Source organism: Pseudomonas sp. MDV22-iso1 (genome assembly GCF_058145095.1).
This window is the reverse complement of sequence record NZ_JBYVMF010000001.1, coordinates 139545-164370: the sequence shown is the minus strand read 5'-3', so window position 1 is coordinate 164370 and position 24826 is coordinate 139545. Positions and strand designations below refer to the sequence as shown.

26 protein-coding genes and 1 pseudogene are annotated in these 24826 nt (G+C 58.7%); 17 read left to right on the top strand and 10 right to left on the bottom strand.

The genetic code is table 11. The annotated features are described in order from the left end of the window. Window positions 1–113 precede the first annotated feature (113 nt). The 5 genes from speB to AC3ZVB_RS00720 all read left to right on the top strand — a co-directional run bounded on the left by speB (window position 114) and on the right by AC3ZVB_RS00720 (window position 5055). On the top strand, window positions 114–1064 hold the full coding sequence (gene speB / locus AC3ZVB_RS00740; RefSeq protein WP_162436868.1) for an agmatinase: 951 nt from the start codon (window positions 114–116) through the stop codon (window positions 1062–1064). Between the two features lie 9 nt (window positions 1065–1073). After that, window positions 1074–1496: a YybH family protein gene (locus AC3ZVB_RS00735; protein WP_490145527.1), complete on the top strand. Its 423-nt coding sequence runs from the start codon at window positions 1074–1076 to the stop codon at window positions 1494–1496. Between the two features lie 54 nt (window positions 1497–1550). Then, a complete protein-coding gene (locus tag AC3ZVB_RS00730; protein WP_490145526.1) occupies window positions 1551–3062 on the top strand; it encodes a purine-cytosine permease family protein in 1512 nt (503 codons plus the stop codon). Window positions 3063–3254: 192 nt separating this feature from the next. Continuing rightward, complete coding sequence (locus tag AC3ZVB_RS00725) at window positions 3255–4634, top strand: sodium:solute symporter family protein (RefSeq protein WP_162436871.1); 1380 nt, start codon at window positions 3255–3257, stop codon at window positions 4632–4634. 169 nt (window positions 4635–4803) lie between these two features. Then, the gene (locus tag AC3ZVB_RS00720; protein WP_162436872.1) at window positions 4804–5055 is read left to right on the top strand and encodes an acyl carrier protein; all 252 of its coding nucleotides are present in this window, start codon (window positions 4804–4806) and stop codon (window positions 5053–5055) included. A 63-nt stretch (window positions 5056–5118) separates the two neighbouring features. Here AC3ZVB_RS00720 and AC3ZVB_RS00715 read toward each other — a convergent pair whose 3' ends face one another. Both AC3ZVB_RS00715 and ptrR read right to left on the bottom strand, forming a co-directional pair. Next, entirely contained in the window at window positions 5119–5247 is a 129-nt protein-coding gene (locus tag AC3ZVB_RS00715; RefSeq protein ID WP_268932885.1) for a PA1414 family protein, read from the bottom strand. Window positions 5248–5386: 139 nt separating this feature from the next. Then, window positions 5387–6280, bottom strand: a complete 894-nt coding sequence (gene ptrR, locus AC3ZVB_RS00710; RefSeq protein ID WP_162436873.1) for a putrescine utilization regulator PtrR — start codon at window positions 6278–6280, stop codon at window positions 5387–5389. 103 nt (window positions 6281–6383) lie between these two features. Between ptrR and AC3ZVB_RS00705 the strand changes: the two genes are divergently transcribed. Continuing rightward, on the top strand, window positions 6384–7565 hold the full coding sequence (locus AC3ZVB_RS00705; RefSeq protein WP_490145525.1) for an MFS transporter: 1182 nt from the start codon (window positions 6384–6386) through the stop codon (window positions 7563–7565). On the opposite strand, the gene AC3ZVB_RS00700 is transcribed toward AC3ZVB_RS00705, so the two are convergent. The 3 genes from AC3ZVB_RS00700 to AC3ZVB_RS00690 form a co-directional block, all read right to left on the bottom strand. Beyond that, a complete protein-coding gene (locus AC3ZVB_RS00700; RefSeq protein ID WP_490145524.1) occupies window positions 7510–8442 on the bottom strand; it encodes a DMT family transporter in 933 nt (310 codons plus the stop codon). The genes AC3ZVB_RS00705 and AC3ZVB_RS00700 overlap by 56 nt on opposite strands. 166 nt (window positions 8443–8608) lie before the next feature. Further along, window positions 8609–9001, bottom strand: a complete 393-nt coding sequence (locus AC3ZVB_RS00695; RefSeq protein ID WP_162436876.1) for a DUF2177 family protein — start codon at window positions 8999–9001, stop codon at window positions 8609–8611. A 66-nt stretch (window positions 9002–9067) separates the two neighbouring features. Next, a complete protein-coding gene (locus AC3ZVB_RS00690) occupies window positions 9068–9904 on the bottom strand; it encodes a CvfB family protein (protein WP_194690697.1) in 837 nt (278 codons plus the stop codon). Between the two features lie 349 nt (window positions 9905–10253). On the opposite strand from AC3ZVB_RS00690, the gene AC3ZVB_RS00685 reads away from it, so the two are divergent. The 3 genes from AC3ZVB_RS00685 (at window position 10254) to AC3ZVB_RS00675 (ending at window position 12313) form a co-directional block, all read left to right on the top strand. After that, window positions 10254–10442, top strand: a complete 189-nt coding sequence (locus AC3ZVB_RS00685; RefSeq protein WP_017337097.1) for a PFL_1563 family small protein — start codon at window positions 10254–10256, stop codon at window positions 10440–10442. 207 nt (window positions 10443–10649) lie between these two features. After that, window positions 10650–11366, top strand: coding sequence for a TorF family putative porin (locus AC3ZVB_RS00680; protein ID WP_162436878.1), 717 nt, complete (start codon window positions 10650–10652; stop codon window positions 11364–11366). Between the two features lie 77 nt (window positions 11367–11443). Next, window positions 11444–12313, top strand: coding sequence for a DUF6279 family lipoprotein (locus AC3ZVB_RS00675; RefSeq protein WP_194690699.1), 870 nt, complete (start codon window positions 11444–11446; stop codon window positions 12311–12313). 119 nt (window positions 12314–12432) lie between these two features. Here the strand turns inward: AC3ZVB_RS00675 and AC3ZVB_RS00670 are convergent, their stop codons facing one another. Further along, a complete protein-coding gene (locus tag AC3ZVB_RS00670; protein ID WP_162436880.1) occupies window positions 12433–12822 on the bottom strand; it encodes a transcriptional regulator in 390 nt (129 codons plus the stop codon). Between the two features lie 177 nt (window positions 12823–12999). Here AC3ZVB_RS00670 and AC3ZVB_RS00665 point away from each other — a divergent pair, with 177 nt between their 5' ends. Together AC3ZVB_RS00665 and AC3ZVB_RS00660 are read left to right on the top strand one after the other, a co-directional pair. Then, on the top strand, window positions 13000–13731 hold the full coding sequence (locus AC3ZVB_RS00665) for a DUF899 domain-containing protein (RefSeq protein ID WP_162436881.1): 732 nt from the start codon (window positions 13000–13002) through the stop codon (window positions 13729–13731). 94 nt (window positions 13732–13825) lie between these two features. Further along, a complete protein-coding gene (locus AC3ZVB_RS00660) occupies window positions 13826–14101 on the top strand; it encodes a hypothetical protein (protein ID WP_162436882.1) in 276 nt (91 codons plus the stop codon). 141 nt (window positions 14102–14242) lie between these two features. Here AC3ZVB_RS00660 and AC3ZVB_RS00655 read toward each other — a convergent pair whose 3' ends face one another. Further along, the gene (locus tag AC3ZVB_RS00655) at window positions 14243–15589 is read right to left on the bottom strand and encodes a DEAD/DEAH box helicase (protein ID WP_090181378.1); all 1347 of its coding nucleotides are present in this window, start codon (window positions 15587–15589) and stop codon (window positions 14243–14245) included. A gap of 193 nt (window positions 15590–15782) precedes the next feature. Here AC3ZVB_RS00655 and AC3ZVB_RS00650 point away from each other — a divergent pair, with 193 nt between their 5' ends. After that, window positions 15783–17081 carry a mechanosensitive ion channel family protein gene (locus tag AC3ZVB_RS00650; protein ID WP_162436883.1) on the top strand — a complete coding sequence of 433 codons (1299 nt, stop codon included), beginning with the start codon at window positions 15783–15785 and terminating at the stop codon, window positions 17079–17081. 82 nt (window positions 17082–17163) lie between these two features. Here AC3ZVB_RS00650 and AC3ZVB_RS00645 read toward each other — a convergent pair whose 3' ends face one another. The 3 genes from AC3ZVB_RS00645 to AC3ZVB_RS00635 form a co-directional block, all read right to left on the bottom strand. Further along, window positions 17164–18030: a carboxylate/amino acid/amine transporter gene (locus tag AC3ZVB_RS00645; RefSeq protein ID WP_162436884.1), complete on the bottom strand. Its 867-nt coding sequence runs from the start codon at window positions 18028–18030 to the stop codon at window positions 17164–17166. A 337-nt stretch (window positions 18031–18367) separates the two neighbouring features. Further along, window positions 18368–18967 (bottom strand): FMN-dependent NADH-azoreductase, encoded by a 600-nt coding sequence (locus AC3ZVB_RS00640; protein ID WP_162436885.1) that lies wholly within the window; start codon window positions 18965–18967, stop codon window positions 18368–18370. A 264-nt stretch (window positions 18968–19231) separates the two neighbouring features. Beyond that, window positions 19232–19561, bottom strand: coding sequence for a 3-phosphoglycerate kinase (locus tag AC3ZVB_RS00635; protein WP_162436886.1), 330 nt, complete (start codon window positions 19559–19561; stop codon window positions 19232–19234). Between the two features lie 49 nt (window positions 19562–19610). Here AC3ZVB_RS00635 and AC3ZVB_RS00630 point away from each other — a divergent pair, with 49 nt between their 5' ends. From AC3ZVB_RS00630 to aqpZ, 5 genes and pseudogenes are all read left to right on the top strand, one after another. Continuing rightward, window positions 19611–20534: a PA3225 family LysR-type transcriptional regulator gene (locus AC3ZVB_RS00630; RefSeq protein WP_490145523.1), complete on the top strand. Its 924-nt coding sequence runs from the start codon at window positions 19611–19613 to the stop codon at window positions 20532–20534. A 14-nt stretch (window positions 20535–20548) separates the two neighbouring features. Further along, window positions 20549–21354, top strand: a pseudogene (locus AC3ZVB_RS00625) (alpha/beta fold hydrolase). A gap of 3 nt (window positions 21355–21357) precedes the next feature. Then, window positions 21358–21915 (top strand): peptidylprolyl isomerase, encoded by a 558-nt coding sequence (locus AC3ZVB_RS00620; protein ID WP_490145522.1) that lies wholly within the window; start codon window positions 21358–21360, stop codon window positions 21913–21915. A gap of 84 nt (window positions 21916–21999) precedes the next feature. After that, window positions 22000–23832, top strand: coding sequence for an ABC transporter ATP-binding protein (locus AC3ZVB_RS00615; RefSeq protein WP_490145521.1), 1833 nt, complete (start codon window positions 22000–22002; stop codon window positions 23830–23832). Between the two features lie 296 nt (window positions 23833–24128). After that, window positions 24129–24824 carry an aquaporin Z gene (aqpZ, locus tag AC3ZVB_RS00610; RefSeq protein ID WP_490145520.1) on the top strand — a complete coding sequence of 232 codons (696 nt, stop codon included), beginning with the start codon at window positions 24129–24131 and terminating at the stop codon, window positions 24822–24824. The last annotated feature ends 2 nt before the right edge of the window (window positions 24825–24826 follow it).

Below are 24826 nucleotides of genomic sequence, written 5' to 3'. Positions count from 1 at the left end.
CGTAGCGATTCTTCCCGGGCACTACATTTCGCAGAATCGGCCCACAGCGGTACCCGTGCTTCCATGAACGGCGTAACCGACATAAATAAAACAACGACGATGAGGCCCTACCCGTGGACAAGATTCTTCACCAACCACTGGGCGGCAACGAAATGCCGCGCTTCGGCGGCATCGCCACCATGATGCGACTCCCCCATTTGCCTACCGCTGCTGGTCTGGATGCTGCCTTTGTTGGCGTCCCGCTGGACATCGGCACCTCGCTGCGCCCTGGCACCCGTTTCGGGCCTCGCGAAATACGCGCTGAATCGGTGATGATCCGTCCTTACAACATGGCGACCGGTGCTGCGCCGTTCGACTCCCTGTCGGTGGCCGACATCGGTGACGTCGCGATCAACACCTTCAACTTGCTGGATGCCGTGCGGATCATCGAAGAATCCTACGACAACATCCTCGAACACGACGTGATCCCGTTGACTCTGGGCGGCGACCACACCATCACCCTGCCGATCCTGCGTGCCATTCACAAGAAGCACGGCAAGGTCGGCCTGGTGCACATCGACGCCCACGCCGATGTGAACGATCACATGTTCGGCGAGAAAATCGCCCACGGCACCACCTTCCGTCGCGCCGTTGAAGAAGGCCTGCTGGACCCGGATCGCGTGGTCCAGATTGGTCTGCGCGCCCAGGGCTACACCGCTGACGATTTCAACTGGAGCCGTAAACAGGGTTTCCGCGTGGTGCAGGCCGAAGAATGCTGGCACAAATCCCTGGCTCCCCTGATGGCTGAAGTTCGCGAGAAAGTTGGCGGTGGTCCGGTGTACCTGAGTTTCGACATCGACGGCATCGACCCGGCTTGGGCACCGGGCACCGGCACTCCGGAAATCGGTGGTCTGACGACCATTCAGGCAATCGAGATCGTGCGGGGCTGCCAAGGCCTCGACCTGGTGGGTTGCGATCTGGTAGAAGTCTCGCCCGCTTACGACACAACCGGCAACACCTCACTGCTGGCCGCCAACCTGCTGTACGAAATGCTCTGCGTACTGCCAGGCGTGGTCCACCGCTGAGAATCGGTCATGAACGAACGCGATCAGGTACTGAAAGCCGCCGCCGATCTGGTGTCGGCCTTTGCCCGTAACGATCGCGAAGCCTACTTCGGCGCCTTCAGCGCCGATGCCAGCTTCGTGTTCTACACCCTCGAGCAACCCCTGCTGTCGCGCGATGCCTACCAGGCGTTGTGGGACACCTGGCGCTCGGAGGATGGCTTCGAAGTGCTGTCGTGCACTTCAAGCAACGCCTTTGTCAGCCTGCAAGGTGATGTGGCGATTTTCATCCATGACGTGGCCACCGAGCTGCGCATGCAAGGGGAGCAACACTTCAGCCAGGAGCGCGAGACGATTGTTTTCAAAAAACAAGCGTCTGGCCGAGAACAACAAGGCCTATGGCTGGCCTGTCACGAACATTTGTCCGCCATGCCGGAAGGGCTGCCACCCCCTTAGCCAAACAGGTGACGCTCACGCACGATGAGCGCGCCTTTATGATCGGAGCAGATCATGAATAACAACAACAAAGAAAAAAGCCTTAGCAGCATTGAAACAAACGGGGTCGAACAGATTCCGGATCATGAGCGTGACGCCCGACCCAGCGACCTGTTTCGCTTGATCTTCGGCGGCGCCAATACCTTTGCTACCGCAGTGCTTGGCAGTTTCCCGGTGTTGTTCGGACTGTCGTTTCAGGCCGGTGTCTGGGCGATTGTGCTGGGCGTATTGCTGGGCGCGCTGATCCTTGCACCGATGGGCTTGTTCGGCCCGATCAATGGCACCAACAACGCCGTGTCTTCCGGTGCGCATTTTGGCGTGCACGGGCGGATCGTCGGTTCGTTCTTGTCGCTGTTGACCGCCATCGCCTTCTTCTCACTGTCGGTCTGGAGTTCGGGCGATGCGTTGATTGGTGGCGCCAAACGCTTGATCGGCCTCCCGGAAACCGACCTGACATTGGGCCTGGCCTACGGTCTGTTCGCGATCCTGGTGTTGACCGTGTGCATCTACGGTTTCCGATTCATGTTGTGGGTCAACCGCATTGCGGTGTGGGCTGCCAGCGCGCTGTTCCTGCTCGGCATCTTCGCGTTCGCCCCGACGTTCGACAGCCATTTCGCCGGCACTGTCGCTATGGGTCAGGCCGGTTTCTGGGCCGCCTTCATCGGCGCGGCACTGGTCGCCATGAGCAACCCGATTTCCTTTGGGGCGTTCCTCGGTGACTGGTCGCGGTACATTCCACGGGAGACCCCGAAAGGTCGAATCATGCTTGCCGTGGTCGGCGCACAGATCGCCACCCTTATCCCCTTCCTGTTTGGCCTCGCCACCGCCACGATCGTTGCAATCAAGGCGCCGGACTACATCGCGGCCAACAACTATGTGGGCGGGCTGCTGGCGGTTTCCCCGAGCTGGTTCTTTTTGCCGGTGTGCCTGATCGCCGTGATCGGCGGCATGTCCACGGGCACCACTTCCCTCTATGGCACCGGGCTGGACATGTCCAGCGTGTTTCCGCGCGTGTTGTCGCGGGTCAAGGCGACCTTGCTGATCGGTGTGATGTCGATCGCCTTCATCTTCATCGGACGCTTTGCGGCCAACCTGGTGCAGAGCGTGTCGACCTTCGCCGTGCTGATCATCACCTGCACCACCCCTTGGATGGTGATCATGATCATCGGTCTGCTGGTGCGTCGCGGCTTCTACTGCCCGGATGACCTGCAGGTGTTTACTCGCGGCGAGAAAGGTGGCCGCTACTGGTTCACCCACGGCTGGAACTGGCGTGGCCTGGGTGCCTGGATCCCGAGTGCGCTGGTGGGTTTGTGCTTTGTGAACCTGCCGGGCCAGTTTGTCGGACCTTTGGGCAATCTCGCCGACGGCATCGACATCAGCCTGCCGGTCACGCTGGGCCTGGCGTCAGTGGTGTATTTGGCACTGCTGAGCCTGTTCCCGGAATCGGCTGCTGTGTTCGGGCCAAATGATTCACGTAGCAAGGGCACGGATTCGCTCGTTAAACCGGCGATGCGGCCAGTCGCCTGATTCGAAAAAACGGTGGTTAACGGAACCTCTGTGGCGAGGGAGCTTGCTCCCGCTCGACTGCGCAGCAGTCGCAAAAGATTTGGGGCTACTGCGTAGCCCAGCGGGAGCAAGCTCCCTCGCCACAAAAAGCGGCCTGATTGCCACATTGCTTTTCAGCCTCACCATAAAAAAGACAATCGGAGACACGCCATCATGGCTTTGGATTTATTCGTCGTACTCATCTACGCCGCCGCGATGCTGGTTCTCGGCTACTTCGGCATGCGCAAGGCCAAGACCCACGAAGACTACCTGGTCGCCGGTCGTAACCTCGGCCCGAGCCTCTACATGGGCACGATGGCCGCGACTGTGCTGGGTGGCGCGTCCACCGTCGGCACTGTGCGCCTGGGCTACGTCCATGGTATCTCCGGTTTCTGGCTCTGCGCCGCACTGGGTTGCGGGATCGTCGCGCTGAACCTGTTTCTCGCCAAACCCCTGCTCAAACTTAAAGTGTTCACCGTCACCCAGGTGCTGGAAAAACGCTACAACCCAATGGCCCGTACCGCCAGCGCCACCATCATGCTGGCCTATGCCCTGATGATCGGCGTGACCTCGATCCTGGCAATCGGCACCGTGCTACAAGTGCTGTTCGGTCTGCCATTCTGGATATCCTTGCTGCTGGGCGGCGGTGTCGTCGTGATCTACTCGACCATCGGCGGCATGTGGTCGCTGACCCTGACCGACATTGTCCAGTTCGGGATCCAGACCGTCGGCCTGATGTTCCTGCTGTTGCCGATCTGCCTGTACCGCGTGGGTGGCTGGGATCAACTGGTAGCGCAATTGCCGGCTACCAGCTTCAGCTTCACGGCCATTGGCTGGGATACCATCATCACCTACTTCATGATCTACTTTTTCGGGATCCTGATCGGCCAGGACATCTGGCAACGGGTGTTCACTGCACGCAGTGAAAAAGTCGCCAGGTACGCCGGCACCACTGCGGGCATCTACTGCATCATCTACGGTCTGGTGTGCGCCCTGATCGGTATGGCCGCTCACGTGCTGATCCCGGACCTGGACAACGTCAACAACGCCTTCGCCGCCATCGTCAAACTGTCCTTGCCGGACGGCATCCGTGGCCTGGTGATCGCTGCGGCCCTGGCAGCCATGATGTCCACCGCCAGCGCCGGCCTGCTGGCCGCCTCCACCACCCTGACCGAAGACCTGCTGCCGAAACTGCGTGGCGGTAAACAGTCGAGCCTGGGCATCAACCGTATATTCACCCTGCTGACCGGCCTCGTGGTGCTCGGCATCGCACTGGTCGTCAACGACGTGATCAGCGCACTGACGCTGGCCTACAACCTGTTGGTGGGCGGCATGCTGATTCCGCTGATGGGTGCGATCTTCTGGAAACGTGCAACCACCGCAGGGGCCATCGCCAGTATGGGCATGGGCTTTGCCACTGCGCTGGTGTTCATGTTCAAGGATGGTCTGGACGCCAACACCCCGATCTACTACAGCCTGGGCGTCGGCTTGGTGAGTTTCGTGCTGGTCAGCCTGATGTCCCGTCGCCCGACCATGGTGGCGAGCGCACTCTGATCTGAAAAGAATGCCTTAACGTTTTCTTCGACGGGTGTGGCGTCGGTTGCCACACCCGTTTTTTTCGCCTGCAGAAAGGTGCTGCACAGACGAGTGGCAGGGCTGGCGTTGCGCAAGCCTGCTGTACTCAAGAACGGGAAAACTATAATAACGCCCTCGAAGAACGACCATGAAAAGAGCCGCCATTCGTGCCGCCGTGCATCGCTTTATCAGCCGCTTACTGGAATCTCAGGATGACTTCGACGACAACGCGAGCCTGGAAGCGTTGGGACTGGATAAACAGGAAATTGAAGAGCTGATCTTCCATTTGGAGGATGAGCTGGGATTGACCGCGTTTACGGGCGAGGAAGATCAAATGCTCAGAAACGCAAAAACGGCCAATGACTTGAGCCGTTTTTTAATAGAGGTAGGTAGGCATTGAGGGATAGGTCATCTATCCCTCTGACGAAACCAGGTCTGCAGTACTACCGAACCTGACTCAGCTTTACCGGCGGCGTGGCTGGCGTCGACGCTGCTCGTCGTCGGTACGGATTGGCACAGGTTGCAGAGGCGGTTCGATCAAACCGAGTGCGATACCCAGGTCGTGCAGCCAGTTTTGGATTTTCTCTTTCATGGTGCCCCCTTCAGGGTAGTGCCGAGCGGCCGGAATTCTGTAGCCGCTTCGCACTGATAATAGTCCGAAGTCCTACGCAATGCTCGGCAAAAGTCGCAATGATCTGTTACTGAATTGATCCAAATCATTCAGTGATAGTTCAAGCAATCGCCTGAACCGGATGTGTGGCCGACGGATAGACCGTTTGTTGCTGTTCGATCCACGCATTCAGATTGGCACCCACCATGCCTTTGCGCCACATCAACCAGGTGGTCGCGCTCGCGAACGGCTCGGCCAATGGGTGCACCGCCACGCTTTCGCGCCCCGGCAAGCTGGCCAGCATTGACTCTGACATGAGCGCCACTCCAGAGCCTGCGATCACACACGCCAGCATCCCCGGGTAAGACTCAATCTCCATCGCCCGTCCCATGGCCGCGCGGTCATGGGCGAACCAGGCTTCCAGTCGCATGCGGTATGAGCAACCCTGGCGGAACGTGAACACCGAGCGCCCCTCCACATCCAGGGCACTGCGCACGGGTGGATGATCAGCCTCGCTGATCAGCACCAACCGCTCGTCGCATAATGGCACGCCGTCGAGCCCGGCCAGTTCCAGCGGCCCGTCCACCAGCGCCGCATCGAGTCGACCGGTCAGCAAGCCTTCCAGTAATTCTCCGCTGGGTCCCGACTGCACCTGCAGGTTTACCGCCGGGTAGCTGCGGTGATAGCGCGCCAGCAATGCTGGAAGGTGGATGGCGGCGGTGCTGTACATCGTGCCCAGCACGAAGTCGCCAGCCGGCTCCCCGCCCTGCACGGCGGCCCGTGCTTCGTCGTGCAGGCTGAACAGCCTGGCGGTGTAGTCCAACAGGACTTTTCCCGCAGGGGACAGTTGCAAACGCTGTCGCTCGCGAACGAAAAGTTCGACACCGAGCTGCTCTTCCAGCTGCTTGAGCCGGGTCGACAGGTTAGACGGTACGCGGTGCAGGCGCTCAGCCGCTCGGGTGATCGAGCCTTCTTCGGCGACGGCCTGAAAGATCCGCAATTGACTGAATTCCACACCATTCTCCAAATAAGAACAAGTTACTCACTATTATTCATTTTTAAAGAAAGTCAATCAGTCCTAGCCTGACGGTCATTGATCCTCTGCCGGAACTCAGACCATGTCTCCTCTGATTCGCTTACTCGCCTGTTTCATCGCGCTCATGATGGCCATGGGTATCGGCCGTTTCGCCCTCACCCCGCAACTGCCACATTTGATCAGCGAAGGTCAGATAGACCTGACCGCTGCGGGCCTGATTGCTGCCGCGAACTACCTGGGCTATTTCGTCGGTGCCGTGGACGCCATGTTTTCCCGACGCCCTGATCAGGTTCGCCGGCGCCTTTTGGGCGGATTGTGGCTGTGTGTGCTGCTGACCCTGGCGTCTTTCTGGGCCAGTGGTTTCTGGTCCCATCTGCTATTGCGCTTTGGCACGGGCGTCGCCAGCGCCTGGGTCTTGGTCATGATCACCGCATTGAGCCAGCCATTGGCAGCGGCAGCCGGTCGCCCACGACTGGGTGCGCTGGTATTTGCCGGACCCGGCCTGGGTATTTTTCTGACAGGACTGTTGGCGCTGGGCTCGAACCTGCTGGGCCAGACGTCCGCCACGCTGTGGCTGGTGTATGCCGCGGTCGGGCTGGTGATGTTGTTGGCGATCCTGCCCTTCTTGCCGCAACAGGTCGCGAACGTCACCGCACCTATGAATGATGCCGGCACAGGCAGCCCGGGCATCGGCCGCTTGGGCGTGATCTATGGCTTGTATGGCTTGGGCTACATCATCCCGGCCACATTCCTGTCGCAAATGGCCAACGCGCAATTTCATGGGCAATGGCAGGCTGACCTGTTCTGGCCCTGCTTTGGACTGGCGGCAGCGACGGGCGTGGTCGTGGTGAGTTTGCGCCGACACAATCCGGACGCAACGCGGCATTGGTTGATGGCGACATTGTGGCTGCAAGCGGCCGGGGTTTTCGCTTGCCTGCTGGGCAGCGGCCTGGGCCTGGCGCTGGGCGTCATCTTGTGTGGCACACCGTTCCTGGCCTGCATGCAATTGGTGATGCAACGCTCCCGGGAGCTGGCGCCACACGCCACGCAACGCAACGCCGGATTGCTGACCGCCTGCTTTGCCGTGGGTCAGCTCGCCGGCCCGCTGCTGGCCGCGCTAAGCAGCCATTTCAGTGGCGGCCTGCAAGCCGCATTGATCTTCGCCGGCAGTGGCCTGCTGATCGCGGGGGTACTGTCGATCAGTGGGATCACGACTGCCCGAGGGCTTTGCGCAAACGACGGCGTACCCACTGTTCAGCGCTGACAAACGTGATGCCAAGCAATACCAGCACCGCGCCAATGACGAAGTTCAGGCTCAATTCTTCGCCCAACAGCACAACGCCGAAGGTGACACCGAATAACGGCGTCATGAACGAAAACACAGCCAGGTTTGCCGCCATGTAACGGCGCAGCAGCCAGAACCATGTCAGGTAACTGAAGAACGAGACGATCAGCCCCTGAAACAGCACGCTGGCCACCGCAACGGTGGTCAGGCTGACATGGGTCACCTGGCCGCTGATGATCGCGATCAGCAACAGACCGATAAAGCCCACCATCAATTGATAAAACAACGTCAGGGTTACCGGTGCTTCAGACAGACGCGAAGCGCGCACGACCACGGTTGTCGCGCCCCACGCAGCGCCAGCCAGTACGCCCAAGGCATCCCCCATCAACATGCGTCGATCGAGGTTGTCCCAGGAAACGCCACCGGCGAACGCGACGGCGATGCCAATGAAGGACAGAAAAATGCCCAGCCATTGCACCGGCCTCAGACGTTCGCTGGGCAATAGCCAGTTCACGCCCAGCGCCGTAAAAATGGGAGCGGTGTACAGAAAGACGGACATGTGGGCCGCTGTCGTCAGTTGCAGGCCTTCGGAGATGAAGAAAAACTCCAGCCCGAACAGCGCACCGGCCAGCAAACCGCCGCGCCAGGTGGTACTTACCTGATCCCAGCCGCCTTTCCAGCAGATCAACAAGCCTACGAGCACGGCGGAAATGCCTGACCGCCCTGCTGCCTGCATGACCGGAGCAATATCCGGCGCCGCCCATTTGATCATGACCTGCTGGACACCCCAGATCAGGCACAAACCGAGCATGACTTGCAGGGCAAACCCATCGGCGCTACGCCGGGTGGCGCTCACCGGAACACCTCGACAACACAATCCATGGCAGAAACTCGTCAGTCAACGCAAAGCCCCGACCATCCATTGAGCAATGGCGTCGGGGCGAAAAATTATACGTTCGATTATTAACCAATCGGGCAGGAAATAGCGTCTGCAAGAGACATTTGAATCTCTGGTTGCGTCATCACCCGGCTTTGCGCATTGCCCAATAGCCAACGGTGCACGCAACACAGGTCAGCAGCGCGCCCCACGCCATGTCCATCAAGGCCAGTTGCGCAGACCATCCCTTCAGGGTCGCCCAGTTGGTCAGGTCATAGGTGCCGTACGCGACCAGCCCCAACAACGCGCCCATACCCGCCGCACGTTGCCAGCTCGTCGCCGGTAGCACGACGAACACCACGCAACCGAGCACATAGAGAAGGTAGAAAACCGCAGCCGGGGCCAGCAGCGGCCGGTCGAGCATCAGCGAACCGAGCAAAGACCGGTACGTGCGCGCCATCAGCACGCCCAGCCAGAGGCCGTCGAGCACGAGAAACGCCAGCAAGGTGCCTGCGTAGGCAAACAACATTCTTTTCATGATTTGCGACCCCAAAGCCAATGTAGGCACTGCTACGGACAGCGCCTACAAGAGGCCGTGTCGAGGTCAGCTTAGTTCAATGCGATCCGCATGAATCACGATCTGGCCGTTCTTGTACAACGCACCGATGGCTTTCTTGAAGTTGCCTTTGCTGACGCCAAACAGGCTGCTGATCACGGTCGGATCGCTTTTGTCGCTGACCGGCAGGCTGCCGTTGTTTTCACGCAACTTGGCGAGGATCTTCGAGTTGAGGCTGGTGGCGGCTTCTTCGCCAACCGGTTGCAGGCTCAAGCTGATCTTGCCGTCGGGACGGACTTCCTTGATGAAACCCTTCTCTTCTTTACCGGCACGCATGAATTTGAAGATTTCGTTCTTGTGAATCAAGCCCCAGTGCTTGTTGTTGATGATCGCCTTGAAGCCCATATCGGTCGCTTCGGCTACCAGCAAATTCACTTCCTGGCCCGGCGTGTAGTTGGCCGGGGTCTTGTCCAGGTAACGATCCAGACGTGCCGTCGCGGTGATGCGGCGGGTGTGTTTATCGAGATAAACGTGCACCACGACATACTCGCCGGCCGTCATCTGACGTTTTTCTTCCGAATACGGCAGCAGCAGATCCTTGGGCAAACCCCAGTCCAGGAAAACGCCAATGCTGTTGACTTCAACTACTTTCAAACTGGCGAAGTCACCGACTTGAACTTTCGGCTTTTCAGTCGTTGCGATGAGTTTGTCATCGCTGTCCAGGTAAATAAAAACGTTGAGCCAGTCTTCATCTTCGCTGGGAATATCTTTGGGAATATAACGATTAGGCAGAAGGATTTCGCCGTCCGCGCCACCGTCCAGATATAAACCGAAGTTAGTGTGTTTAACCACTTGCAAACTGTTGTAACGCCCGACTAAAGCCATGTCCAATACCCTCATTGCGTGGGCGGCATTCTACCCGGTTTTGCGGGCCGCGCTCACCGACCGGTCCAGCGGCGACAGAAAATCTGGTCAAAGGACTGGTTTTTTCGGATTTCAGGCACAGAGCGGCCACTCGTCTGACTATGCCGATGAATAATGTTCTGGCATCGCCGCTATAAATTGCTTTTTTCAGAGGCACGTTTTTAGTTAAAACAGCAGCTTAGGGTGATAATACGAAGACAGTTTCCCGACGACACTTCAGCCCGGCAAAAGAGTTTCAGGGGGATATTTGCCAAGCAATTGTCAAGTATTTCCTGTACGATGCATGGCCAAGTTAATTTTCTACAGGTTAATGGCCGCCATGCGTGTAAAAGCATCCAACAGCAAAGCAAAGCCTGCTCCAGCCGTTGAAACCAGCGAATCGATCAACAACCAGATCGCTGCGTTCCTCAAGTCTGGCGGCGAAATCCAGCAAATTGCCAAAGGCGTCAGCGGCCAGACGTTCGGCCCGTCCAAGCAGATCACGCTGGGCAAAAAGTAACATCCGCTGCAACTGGTCCCTGGGTGCTTTGAGCTTCAAAGCGCCTGGACTGGAACCTCCCCGCAACACCCTCCTCAATAAACCAATATTTCAAAAATCGACGAACGGCCTTCGAAGCCGAGCATTCGCCGGTATGCTTGCACACGTCTAGATCAAGCGTTTGCGTAGGTTTTTGGTTCCTGCTCCTCGCTGTTCATGGAGTGACGCATGCTCAAGCCCCCCCTCATATTGCTCGGCACCTTGTTGTCGTGCTCGGTCGCCAATGCGCAAATTTTTCAGCGTGAAATGGGCGACTTCGACCTGAAACTGGGTACGACCCCAAGCCGCAGCATGGCTCAAGGGCTGGTCAAACCCGCCAGCACCGGCTCCTTCCACGGAGGCCTGGACCTGAGTCACGACAGCGGTTTCTATGTGGGCCAATGGGCGCCGAGCATGGGCCTGAGTCCGGGAAAGAACCTCGAGGTCGATTCCTACGTAGGTTTTAAACAACCCTTCGACCAAACCCTCGGCTACGAAGTCGGCATGATCCATTACAGCTATCCGAAAGTGGACACGCTCGACAGCCAGGAGCTTTTCGGCGGCCTGACGTTTCTGGGCAGTCGTTTCGGTGCGGCCTTCAGCAACGACCCCGACAAACAGAACAGCACCGTCTTCGCCGATCTCGGCGGCAACCAGCCCTTTGGCATCGGGATCAGCATGAAATACACCACCCATCAGCTCAACGCGCCCGTCTCCGTCGATGGCGGCTACATAGGGAGCTTCACCGATTGGTCGGTGCAACTGTCCCGCCCGTTCATGGGCATTGACCTGGACCTGATCTACAGCGATTCCAACCTCAGCGGCAACGACTGCTCCGCCTATTCCGGGCACAACAGCCAGTGCGACGGCCTGGTGACCCTCAAGGCTGAACGCGCCTTTTATTGATAGGCTGAACTGCGAGGCTCATCCTGCGTTCACATGAGCATCCCCTCAAGAAGCCAGGCTTTCGCAAGGACTCGCCCATGTCGCGCTGGTTAAAATATCTCGCCGTCGTTATCACCCTCAGCCTTGCTCTCGGCGCCTGCAGTCGCGTGGGGCTGGCCTATCGCAACCTCGATGTGATCATTCCGTGGACGCTCAGCGACTACCTGGACATGAACGGCGAGCAGAAAGGCTGGTTCAACGAACGCCTCAAGGAGCACCTGAGCTGGCATTGCACCACGCAGTTGCCCGGCTACCTGGATTGGCTGGACCGGTTACAGGGGATGGTGGAAACCAATCAGGTGACCGATGCCGCCCTGCAAGCCCGCACCCAGGAAGCCAAAGCGGCCATCGCCCAGACCGCTCGTGAAATCACCCCGTCGGCCATTGAGTTATTGAAAGGACTGGACGACAAACAAGTCGCGGAGATGAACGACGCGTTCGCCAAGGATCAGCGCAAACGCCAGGAGGAATACCTCAAGCCGTCTCTCGATCAGCAGATCAAAGAACGTGCGCAGCGGATGGAAAAGCGTCTGGACGACTGGCTCGGCCCCTTGAGTGAAACCCAACGGCAACGTGTCATCGCCTGGTCAACAGCCCTGGGTGACCAGAACACTCAATGGATCGCCAACCGCGTTCATTGGCAGAAGCAATTCAGCGCCGCCGTTGCGCAACGGCAAAGTCCCGAATTCCCACAAAGAATCGAGACGCTTCTGGTGAATCGCGAGAGTTTGTGGACGCCGGCCTACCGCGAAGCCTATGCCAAGACAGAAGCCCAGGCGCGGGGATTGTTCGTTGATTTGATGGCAGAGAGCACGCCGATGCAACGTCAGCGTTTGCTGAAAAAGATTGAGGGGGTGAGGAAGGATTTCAACGATCTGAAGTGTCTGAAAGCAGCACAAAAAAGTTAAATGCTCGGCAACCCCATGTAGGAGTGAGCCTGCTCGCGATAGCGGTTTCACAGCCGACAACGACGTTGACTGACCGACCGCTATCGCGAGCAGGCTCACTCCTACATTGAGAGATGCGTTCAGGCGATCTGTGCCTTGGACGCTACTTCATCAAATGTCAGCTCATCCAGCGCATCTTCCTGCTCATCCAGCACCTGCCGTGGATGATCATTCCCCGGAATGCTGCTGTCGATCAGGCTCAACAGGCTTGAGCCACGGGGCGTCAAAATGTAATTCGAGCCTGTACCGCCCTGCTCTTCAGGCCGAGGTTCAATATATCCGCGCTCCAGCAGTAACTTTTCATACTCGCCTGCCACCGCCTTCAGGTGATCGAGGTTTTCAGTTTGTTCGCCTTCCGAGGCTTTTTCCGCGGCGTATTGCTCGGCGTAGGGTCGCGGCGTAAAGCTGCTCGCGCCGTTTTGCACTTCGTGCAGCAGGCGCTCGATTAGATCCCAGTTATAAGTCGTCATCCTGATTCAACCTCCAAGCCAGAGAGTGAGGTGGCCTTCATAACGTGTGACCTGCGCGTCGGGCAGCCGTTCAGCCGAGGTTTTCAACCATGCCGACCGGCGGCATGTCGAATCACGCCAGGGTGCAACGACTAGTCTGTGTAAGTCACCTCCCCGCTGCTCGCAGGAGAATCTCTCATGAACCTTCAGAATCATCCGGTCGTGTCCCGAGAAGAATGGCTCGCCGCCCGCCGACAACACCTGGCTCACGAAAAAGCCTTTACCAGGGAACGGGACAAACTCAGCGCTGAACGCCGCGCCCTGCCCTGGGTGAAGATCGACAAGGATTACCGCTTTCAGGGGCCCAATGGCGAATTGAAACTCGCCGACCTGTTCGGTGGGCGCAGCCAATTGGTCATCTATCACTTCATGTTTGGTGAGGGCTGGAAAGAGGGCTGCTCCGGCTGCTCTTTCCTGTCCGACCACATTGATGGCGCCAATCAGCACCTGGCGCATCATGACGTTGCCGTGGTCGCGGTTTCTCATGCGCCGTTTGCCGAATTTCAGGACTTTAAACGGCGCATGGGCTGGAGATTCGACTGGGTATCGTCAGCCGGTTGCGATTTCAACTATGACTTTGGCGTCTCCGCCCGCGCAGACGAAGTCGCCGCTGGCACGTCCACCTACAACTACGAAAAATCCGACGGCGCGGAAGAAGAACTTCCCGGCCTCAGCGTCTTTTATCGCAACGATGCGGGCGAAATCTTCCACACGTATTCCACCTATGCCCGCGGCCTGGACATGTTGGTCGGCGCCTACAACTACCTGGATCTGACGCCGAAGGGGCGCAATGAGGAGGAAATCATGGAATGGGTGCGCCATCACGACCGCTATGACGAAAAGGCATCTTCAAGCTGCTGTCACAGTTAGCAGTAAGGAGCGAGCGGTGCGTGTGCTGATGAACTTTTTGCGCGTTCGGACCCTCAACCAGATATCCCGCCTTAACCGGAACTGAGGCCTGCCCATGAAAACCCTGCTGAAACTCACCCTCGCCGCCACCCTCGCCTGCGCCCTGCCCGTTTGGGCTTGCACGCCCGAGGAAGCTACCGCCAAACGCGAACAGCTGGCCAAGGAAGTCACCAAGCTGACCGAGCAGAATCCCGCCAAAGCCAAGGAGATCAATGCCGAATTGCAGAAGATGGACCTGGGAACGGCCAGCGCAGATTTGCCGGACAAATGTCAGTTGATTGATCAGCGGCTGAAGGAATTGGGTTCAGCTGAGAAGAAGGCTGAAGGCTAAAGGCAAAATCAAAAGATCGCAGGCTGCGCCAGCTCGTACATGAGATTGCAATTCGCTGCAGTAGCTGGCGCAGCCTGCGATCTTTTGACGTAAAAAAACCCGGACATCGGTCCGGGTTTTTTTATGGGGCGCTACACGTGCTTATTCAGCCGCCGGCGCTTCTGGCTTGCGGCGCTTGAGCGGCGCCATGCCGTCCTTGCTGACCAGCGACAAGGCGTCGGTCTTCGGCCGATTGGCGATCTTGCGCTTGGTGGGCGCCTTGGCGCCGGTTTTCTTCTTGTCGCCCTTGGCGTCGACCTTTTTCTTCTTCACGCCAACAGCCTTGCCCGAAGCCTTGACCTTCTTCGGCCCGCCGTAGGTGCCTTTGACTTCCTTGATGGTGCGGCGCTCGAAGCTCTGCTTGAGGTAGCGCTCGACGCTCGACATCAGGTTCCAGTCGCCATGGCAGATCAACGAAATGGCCAGGCCATCGTTGCCGGCACGGCCAGTACGACCGATACGGTGAACGTATTCGTCGCCGCTGCGTGGCATGTCGAAGTTGATGACCAGGTCCAGACCTTCCACGTCGAGGCCGCGAGCAGCAACGTCGGTGGCAACCAGGATCTTCACGCCGCCCTGTTTCAGACGGTCAATCGCCAGTTTGCGGTCTTTCTGGTCCTTGTCGCCGTGCAGGACAAACGCTTTGTAGTCCTGAGCCACCAGGCGACCGTAGATGCGGTCTGCCATGGCACGGGTGTTGGTGAACACGATGGCCTTCTGATAGGTCTCGTTGGCCAGCAGCCAGTTCACGATTTGTTCTTTGTGCTGGTTGTGGTCAGCCGTGATGATCTGCTGACGGGTCGTCGCATTCAGGTCACTGACGTTATTGAGTTGCAGGTGCTCTGGATTGTTCAGCACCTTGGCAACCATTTCGCGCAGGCCCGAGCCACCGGTAGTGGCCGAGAACAGCATGGTCTGCTGGCGGTTGGTGCACTCTTCGACCAGACGCTGGACGTCTTCGGCAAAGCCCATGTCGAGCATGCGGTCGGCTTCATCGAGCACCAGTACTTCGACTTCTTTCAGGTCGAGGTTGCCGGCGTTCAGTTGCTCAATCATCCGGCCCGGCGTGCCGATCAGGATGTCCGGCACCTTGCGCAGCATGGCGGCCTGGACCTTGAAGTCTTCACCGCCGGTGATCAGGCCGGACTTGATGAACGTGAACTGCGCAAAGCGCTCGACTTCCTTGATGGTCTGCTGGGCCAGCTCGCGGGTCGGCAGCAGGATCAGGGTCTTGATGCTGACGCGAACCTTGGCCGGACCGATCAGACGGTTGAGGATCGGCAAAACGAAAGCAGCGGTTTTGCCGCTACCGGTTTGCGCTGTCACCCGCAGGTCACGCCCTTGGAGCGCCAGCGGAATAGCCGCTGCTTGCACAGGCGTTGGCTCGACAAATTTAAGCTCGGCCACGGCTTTGAGCAGGCGTTCGTGCAGGGCGAATTGGGAAAACACGGGTGCTACCTCGAAGAAATACAAAAAAACAGCTGCATAGGGTAACGGTTTCGAGCGCCGAGGCCGAGTTTCTTTATACAAACGGCGCTAATCAGTGGTTTTTTTGTTGCCTGATTTGTCTCCAAACGTAATACAAAGCGTCTTAGATGCTCTAATCGCCCTGTCGCGTCCTACAGAAGAATCGTTTTTGCTTATGGATATCAAACAGCTCTGGCTCAACGTCCAAGACCTTTGGGGGGCGCTTGATCAGCACCCGCTCCTGCATTCAAGCCTGGCACTGATAGTGTTGCTGGTGATTGCGCTGGTCCTCGGACGAGTGGCGCGTTACCTGATTTTACACGCAGCCAAGTTGCTCGGCCGCCAACCGGCCCTGCATTGGCTGAACGACCTGCGCCACAACAAGGTTTTCCATCGACTGGCGCAAATGACGCCGTCGCTGGTGATTCAGTTCGGCCTGCATCTGGTGCCGGAGCTGAGCAAGACCAGCCTGATTTTCCTCGGCAACGTCGCGCTGGCATTCACCATCCTGTTCCTGCTGCTGGCCTTCAGCGCCCTGCTCAGCGCGCTACTGGACATCTACGCACGCACCGAACACGCCCGCACGCGTTCGATCAAAGGCTACATACAACTGACAAAAATGGTCTTGTATGTGTTTGGCGCGATCATCATCGTTGCCACGCTGATCGATCGTTCGCCGTTGTTGCTGCTGTCCGGTCTGGGCGCCATGTCGGCAGTGATTCTGTTGGTCTACAAGGACACCCTGCTGTCGTTCGTCGCCAGCGTGCAGCTGACCAGCAACGACATGCTGCGGGTCGGCGACTGGATCGAGATGCCGCAAGTCGGCGCCGACGGCGATGTGGTGGACATCACCTTGCACACGGTGAAAGTACAGAATTTCGATAAGACGATCGTGTCGATCCCGACCTGGCGCCTGATGTCCGAGTCGTTCAAGAACTGGCGCGGCATGCAGCAGTCCGGTGGCCGCCGGATCAAGCGCAGTCTGTTCATCGACGCCAGCGGCGTGCGCTTTCTGCGTGATGACGAGGAGCAGCGCCTGTCTCAGGTGCACCTGCTGACGGACTACATCGGCCGCAAGCAGGCCGAACTGAAGGCCTGGAACGCAGCACAGGGCAATGTCGCGGCAATGTCGGCCAACCGCCGGCGGATGACCAACCTCGGCACTTTCCGCGCGTACGCGCTGGCGTATTTGAAGAGCCACCCGGAGATTCAGCCGAACATGACCTGCATGGTCCGCCAGATGCAGACCACGGCGCAGGGCATACCGCTGGAGATTTACTGCTTCACTGGCACCACGGCGTGGGCTGATTACGAGCGGATCCAGGGGGATATTTTCGATTACCTGCTGGCGGTGCTTCCGGAGTTCGGCTTGAGCCTTTATCAGCAGCCCAGCGGTGGAGACCTCAGGGCCGGTTTACTTCCGGCAATGCTCGGCGCAAGCCACATCCCCGAGCAAGAAAAACACATCATGTGACCGCTGAAAAACCCTGTAGGAGCTGGCGCAGTCTGCGATCTTTTGATTTTCAAGATCAAAAGATCGCAGGCTGCGCCAGCTCCTACACGGGTTGAACGTGTGGTTTGATACCCAGCCGGCTGATCCACACCGCCGCCAGAATCACCATCCCGCCGAAGAATAACCGCCCCAATTCCTCATGCTGATTCCAGATCAGCAAGTTGATCAGCAACCCCACCGGCACATGCAGATTGTTCATCACGGCCAGCGTGCCGCCGTTGACCATACAAGCGCCCTTGTTCCACCAGTACAACCCGAGCGCGGTGGAGACCAGGCCCAGGAACACCAGCACGCTCCACTGCAGAGGCGCTTCGGGCAGGAAATTTTGTTTGCCGAACAGCAGAAATGCCGGCAACGCCACCGCCAGTGCACCCAGGTAGAAGTAACCAAAACGCCGGTAATGGGGCAGATCGCTCGGGTGACGCGCCACCAGATGTTTATAAAGCACCTGCCCGGCGGCGTAGGTGAAGTTGGCCAGTTGCAGCAGCACAAAGCCCATGAAGAAGTCCGGATTGATCCGGTCGTAGCGAATCACCGCGGCGCCGAGCACCGCCACCAACGCCGCCACCAGCGCCCACGGATTGAAGCGCCGGTTCAGCGCGTCCTCGATCAAAGTCACGTGTAACGGCGTGAGGATGGTGAACAGCAACACTTCCGGCACCGTCAACACGCGGAAGCTCAGGTACAGGCAGACGTACGTCACGCCGAACTGCAGCGCACCGATCAGCAACATGCCGCGCATGAATGCGGGTTCCACCGACCGCCAGCGGGTCAGGGGAATGAACACCAGTCCCGCCAGCACCACACGCACCAGCACTGCGAAGTAACTGTCGACATGCCCGGCCAGGTATTCGCCGATCAGGCTGAAGGAAAACGCCTGAATCAGCGTGACAAAAAGTAGATAGCCCATGTGCGCCTCATTTTGAATGGCGGCGACGATAGCGGGTTTTGCCCGTTATCGCGAGAACCCCTAAACCCTGTGGGAGCCGAGCTTGCTCGCGATGACGGCGGCACATCCACTATTGATACCCAGTGACACACCGCCATCGCGAGCAAGCTCGGCTCCCACAGGGGATCTGTGCCGTTTCACTAAATTGCAGGCAAAAAAAAGCCCGATCTCGCTAAAGCGTTCAATCGGGCTGCAGCACTCAGGAGCAACAAGTGCAAAGGGAGGTCGATGCGCGTACAGGCTTGAAGGGTTGCGCCAGGTCACTAGAACATTCAGCGATTATCTGGCGATTAAACGGTCAGGCGACTTGCGAAAGCTTGGCGTTGGCCTGGTTGAGGCCCTTCTCCTGGAAGTCGCCACCCAGGTTCATGCCTTCAGCGTGAATAAAGGTCACGTCGTGAATCCCGATGAACGCCATAACCTGACGCAGGTACGGTTCCTGATGATCCGCCGGACCGCCAGCGTAGATACCGCCGCGTGCAGTCAGGACATAAGCACGCTTGCCAGAGAGCAAACCCTGAGGGCCGGTGTCGGTGTACTTGAAGGTCACGCCGGCACGCAGCACATGGTCGAGCCAGGCTTTGAGGGTGCTCGGAATCGCGAAGTTGTACATCGGCGCGGCCATGACCAACACGTCGGCGGCGAGCAGTTCGTCAGTCAGCTGGTTGGAGCGTTCCAGCGACGCCTGTTCGATGTCGTTGCGTTGCTCGGCAGGCTTCATCCAGCCACCCAACAGGTTGATGTCCAGGTGCGGCACCGGGTTGACGGCCAGGTCACGTACGGTGATCTGGTCAGCCGGGTGCGCGGCTTTCCATTGGCTGATGAAGGTCTGGGTCAGTTGACGGGAAACCGAGTCTTGCTGACGGGCGCTGCTTTCGATGATCAGAACGCGTGACATGGGATGTAGGCTCCATCTGAGAATGCTGTAAGGCGATGGAGTGAAGGTTAAACAGAACCATATCGATGAAAAAGCGCAAATAACTGCTATAACCCATCAATAAATTCGTTTATAAGCAGAGCACACCGATAAGGTTGGGCATAGATCCTGTAGGAGTGAGCCTGCTCGCGATAGCGGTGTGTCATGAACATCTCTGCACCTGACACACCGTTATCGCGAGCAGGCTCACTCCCACAAAATCTTCCTCGGCCTCCGGATTCGGTGCTATTTCGGCGTGCAGGTCAGGTCGATGCGCATTTTGATGATGGTGCGGGTGAACTTGGCAGTCGCATTTTTGTGTTTGCCAGCCGGCACATCGATCTTGCGGGTGCGGGGCGCTTCGGGGCCATTGCTGAAAACCACCTTGCAGGTCGCATCGGTGGTGCCGTAGTTGTTGACCTGAATGGACGCGATGTCGTTATCCGTGTCGTAGGCGTTGTAGTCGATGCTCAAACCATTCAACTGTTTCTGCACATCGATCGGATAAGCAAAAGCCGTCAGCGGCAGCATCGCCAGCAGTACGCAACCTGACACGACACAACAAAGTTTTTTCATTCGGCAGTCTCCAGTAAGGACCGCCAGCTTAGGACAAGAGGAGCTCAACATGAAAGCGCCCCGCGTGACCCTTGATCAATGGCGAACGCTACAGGCCGTGGTCGATCACGGAGGTTTCGCCCAGGCCGCCGAAGCGCTGCACCGTTCGCAATCGTCGGTCAGCTATACCGTGGCGCGCATGCAGGACCAGCTCGGCGTGCCGCTGCTGCGTATCGATGGCCGCAAGGCCGTGTTGACCGAAGCGGGTGGCGTATTGCTGCGCCGGTCCCGGCAACTGGTCAAGCAGGCCAGTCAGCTGGAAGACCTGGCCCACCACATGGAGCAAGGCTGGGAAGCGGAGGTGCGGCTGGTGGTCGACGCCGCTTACCCAAGCGCCCGCCTCGTGCGCGCCCTGACCGCGTTCATGCCGCAAAGCCGTGGCTGCCGGGTGCGGCTGCGCGAAGAAGTTTTGTCGGGTGTGGAAGAAGTGTTGCTCGAAGGCGTGGCCGACCTGGCCATCACCGGTTTCAGTATTCCCGGATATCTGGGCGCGGAGTTGAGCGACGTCGAATTTGTCGCCGTCGCTCATCCCGATCATCCCTTGCATCGGCTTAAGCGCGAACTGAACTTCCAGGACCTGGAAAGCCAGATGCAAGTGGTGATCCGCGACTCCGGTCGCCAACAGCCACGGGACGTCGGCTGGCTCGGTGCCGAACAGCGCTGGACCGTGGGCAGCCTGGCCACGGCGGCTACATTTGTCAGCAGCGGGTTGGGTTTCGCCTGGCTGCCTCGGCATATGATCGAACGGGAACTCAAGGAAGGTTCGCTCAAGCTGCTACCGTTGGATCAGGGTGGAAGTCGTAATCCAAGCTTCTATCTGTATTCGAACAAGGACAAACCCCTGGGCCCGGCAACGCAAATTCTCATCGACCTGCTGCGTACCTTTGACACCGCGCCACTGGATGCGCCGTTTGCCGCCCCTGAACAAGCCTGACATGGAGTGACTGCATGGCCTATTTCGAACACGAAGGTTGCAACCTGCACTACGAGGAATACGGCCACGGCACCCCTTTGCTGCTGGTCCATGGTCTCGGCTCCAGCACCCTGGACTGGGAGATGCAGATCCCGGTGCTGTCAGCCCGCTACCGGGTGATCGTACCCGATGTGCGCGGCCACGGACGCTCCGACAAGCCGCGCGAGCGCTACAGCATCGCCGGGTTCAGCGCGGATCTGGTGGCACTCATCGAGCACTTGAACCTGGGCCCCGTACATTACGTGGGACTGTCCATGGGCGGGATGATCGGCTTCCAGCTGGCAGTCGATCAGCCGCAACTGTTAAAAAGCCTGTGCATCGTCAATAGCGGGCCCCAGGTCAAATTGCGCAGCCGCGACGATTACTGGCAGTGGTTCAAACGCTGGAGCCTGATGCGAGTCCTCAGCCTGGAGACCATCGGCAAGGCCTTGGGCGGCAAGTTGTTTCCCAAGCCGCAACAAGCCGCTCTTCGTCAAAAAATGGCCGAGCGCTGGGCAAAAAACGACAAACATGCTTATCTCGCCAGCTTCGATGCCATTGTCGGTTGGGGTGTTCAGGAACGACTTTCGAAGGTGTCCTGTCCAACCCTCATCGTCAGCGCCGACCGTGACTACACACCGGTCGCGCTAAAAGAGAATTACGTAAAACTGCTGCCCAATGCGCGACTGGTGGTGATCGCCGATTCACGCCACGCCACGCCGCTTGATCAGCCGGAACACTTCAATCAAACCCTGCTCGAGTTTCTCACCGAAGTCGACACCACCCCACTCAGGATCACTGACCCATGCTGAAAAAAATCGCCCTCGCCGCTGGCACCGTTCTGTTCGCCGCCAACCTGATGGCCGCGACGCCTGCCAAGGCTCCCCATGTGCTGCTGGAAACCACCAATGGCCAGATCGAAATCGAACTGGACCCGGTCAAGGCACCGATCAGTACCAAGAACTTCGTTGATTACGTGAACAGCGGCTTCTACAACAACACGATTTTCCACCGCGTGATCCCGGGCTTCATGGTCCAGGCCGGCGGTTTCACTCAACAGATGCAACAGAAAGAAACCAAGGCGCCGATCAAGAACGAGCACAAGAATGGCCTGGTCAACGTTCGTGGCACCTTGTCCATGGCCCGTACCTCGGCGCCGGATTCGGCCACCAGCCAGTTCTTCATCAACGTCAAGGACAACGATTTCCTCGACCAGGGTGATGGCTACGCAGTCTTCGGCAAGGTCGTCAAAGGCATGGACATTGTGGACATCATCGTCAATTCGCCGACCACCAGCCGCGGCGGCATGAAAGACGTGCCAGCCGATCCGGTGTTCATCAAGTCGGCCAAGGTCATCGACTAAGCTTCACCCGATGTATGAGCGGCGACCGTATGGCGGCGTCGCTCACACTGTTCAAGGAAAAGCCCGAGCGCGGGCGGAGATCCGATGCTTTATCGCCGTTTCGAACAACTGATCGACATTTTCCGCGACGCACCGACGGCGGCTCCGCCGGACCGGGTTCTCCCCTTCTATACCTATTACCTCAAGCAGGTCTGGCCGAGTTTCGCCGCCCTGTTGGTCGTCGGCTTGATCGGTGCACTGATCGAAGTGGCACTGTTCAGCTACCTGAGCCGCATCATCGACCTGACCCAAGGCACGCCCAACGTCAATTTCTTCCAGGAACACGGCATCGAGCTGGCCTGGATGGCGGTGGTTGCCCTGGTTTTTCGGCCGATATTCGTCGGCCTCCATGACCTGCTGGTGCATCAAACGCTGAGCCCCGGCATGACCAGCCTGATTCGCTGGCAGAACCACAGTTACGTGCTCAAACAGAGCCTCAATTTCTTCCAGAACGACTTCGCCGGCCGCATCGCCCAACGCATCATGCAGACGGGTAACTCGCTGCGCGATTCGGCCGTGCAAGCGGTGGACGCGCTCTGGCATGTGCTGATCTATGCGGTCAGTTCACTGGTGCTGTTCGCCGAGGCGGACTGGCGCCTGATGATCCCGTTGCTGACCTGGATCGCCGCCTACATCGGCGCGCTCTGCTACTTCGTCCCTCGGGTCAAGGAGCGCTCGGTGGTGTCCTCCGATGCGCGCTCCAAACTCATGGGTCGCATTGTTGATGGCTATACCAACATCACCACGCTGAAGCTGTTCGCCCACACCAACTTCGAGCAGCAATACGCCAAGGAAGCCATCGAAGAACAGACCGTCAAAGCCCAGCTCGCCGGCCGCGTCGTCACCAGCATGGATGTGGTGATCACGAGCATGAACGGCTTGCTGATCGTCGGCACCACCGGCCTGGCGCTGTGGTTGTGGACGCAATCACTGATCTCGGTCGGGGCGATTGCCCTGGCGACGGGCCTGGTGATTCGCATCGTCAACATGTCCGGCTGGATCATGTGGGTGGTCAACGGCATCTTCGAAAACATCGGCATGGTTCAAGACGGTTTGCAGACCATCGCGCAACCGGTCAGCGTCACCGACCGCGATCAGGCCAAACCGCTGACCGTGCCCCGTGGTGAAGTGCGGTTCGAACACGTCGATTTCCATTACGGCAAGAAACGCGGAATCATCGGCGATCTCGATCTGACGATAAAACCCGGCGAGAAAATTGGCCTGATCGGTCCGTCTGGTGCCGGTAAATCCACCTTGGTGAACCTGCTGCTGCGTCTCTACGACGTCGAGGGCGGGCGGATACTCATCGACGGTCAGAACATCGCCGACGTTGGCCAGGAAAGCCTGCGCGAGCGCATCGGCATGATCACCCAGGACACCTCGCTGCTGCACCGCTCGATCCGCGACAACTTGCTGTACGGCAAGCCCGACCCCACTGACGCCGAACTCTGGGAAGCGGTGCACAAAGCCCGTGCCGACGAGTTCATTCCGCTGCTGTCGGACGCCGAGGGTCGAACCGGTTTTGACGCGCATGTCGGTGAGCGCGGGGTGAAACTCTCGGGCGGACAACGGCAACGGATCGCCATTGCCCGTGTGCTGCTCAAGGACGCGCCGATCCTGATCATGGACGAAGCGACCTCGGCACTGGACTCGGAAGTCGAAGCCGCTATTCAGGAGAGCCTGGAAACCTTGATGCAGGGTAAAACCGTGATCGCCATCGCCCACCGGCTCTCGACCATCGCCCGGATGGACCGGCTGGTGGTGCTGGAGAACGGCAAGATCGCCGAAACCGGCAGCCACGCGGAACTGCTGGCCCATGGCGGTCTGTATGCGCGGTTGTGGCAGCATCAGACGGGTGGGTTTGTGGGGATCGACTGAGCTGCATTCATTGCTGTTCCGGTGGGAGTGAGCCTGCTCGCGATAGCGGATTAACATTCGACATTTACGTCGACTGAAACTCCGCAATCGCGAGCAGGCTCACTCCCACAGGGATTTGCGTCCCCCTGTTAAACCGCCACACGCCTTTCATCACGGGCTCTGGCGGTTTTTCTACGACTGGCATTCCGTAAAAACCCTGCTGTACTCAGCCAAGGTTCTGGAGATGAGCCTGTCGTAAGTTTGCAGGATGCATAACTCGATGCAGTCTCGATAGGAAGCCTATCAAGGACGCTCTCATGTCTCTGTTCAAACGTTCAGTCACTGAGTTGTTAGGTACGTTCTGGCTGGTGTTGGGGGGTTGCGGCAGTGCGGTTCTGGCCGCGTCTTCTCCGCTTGGAATCGGGGTGCTGGGTGTGGCCCTGGCGTTTGGCCTCACGGTGCTGACCATGGCGTTCGCCATTGGCCATATTTCCGGATGCCACCTCAACCCCGCCGTTTCCGTTGGTTTGTTCGTCGGCGGTCGATTCCCCGCCAAGGAATTGCCGGCCTACATCATTGCCCAGGTGATCGGCGGGGTCATTGCCGCCGCGCTGCTCTACTACATCGCCAGCGGCAAAGAAGGGTTCGATCTGTCAGCGGGCCTGGCCTCCAACGGCTACGGCGAACACTCACCCGGCAAGTACTCGATGGCCGCAGGTTTTGTCTGCGAACTGGTGATGACGGCAATGTTCGTGCTGATCATCCTCGGTGCCACCGACAAGCGAGCACCGCCAGGGCTGGCGCCCATCGCCATCGGCCTGGCGCTAACGCTAATCCACTTGATCTCGATCCCCGTGACCAACACCTCGGTCAACCCGGCCCGCAGTACCGGCCCGGCACTGATCGTTGGCGGCTGGGCCTTGGCGCAGTTGTGGATGTTCTGGGTAGCGCCGCTGCTCGGCGCCGTGGTTGGCGGCGTGGCATACCGCTGGCTGGGCAAGGAAGGCACCTAGCC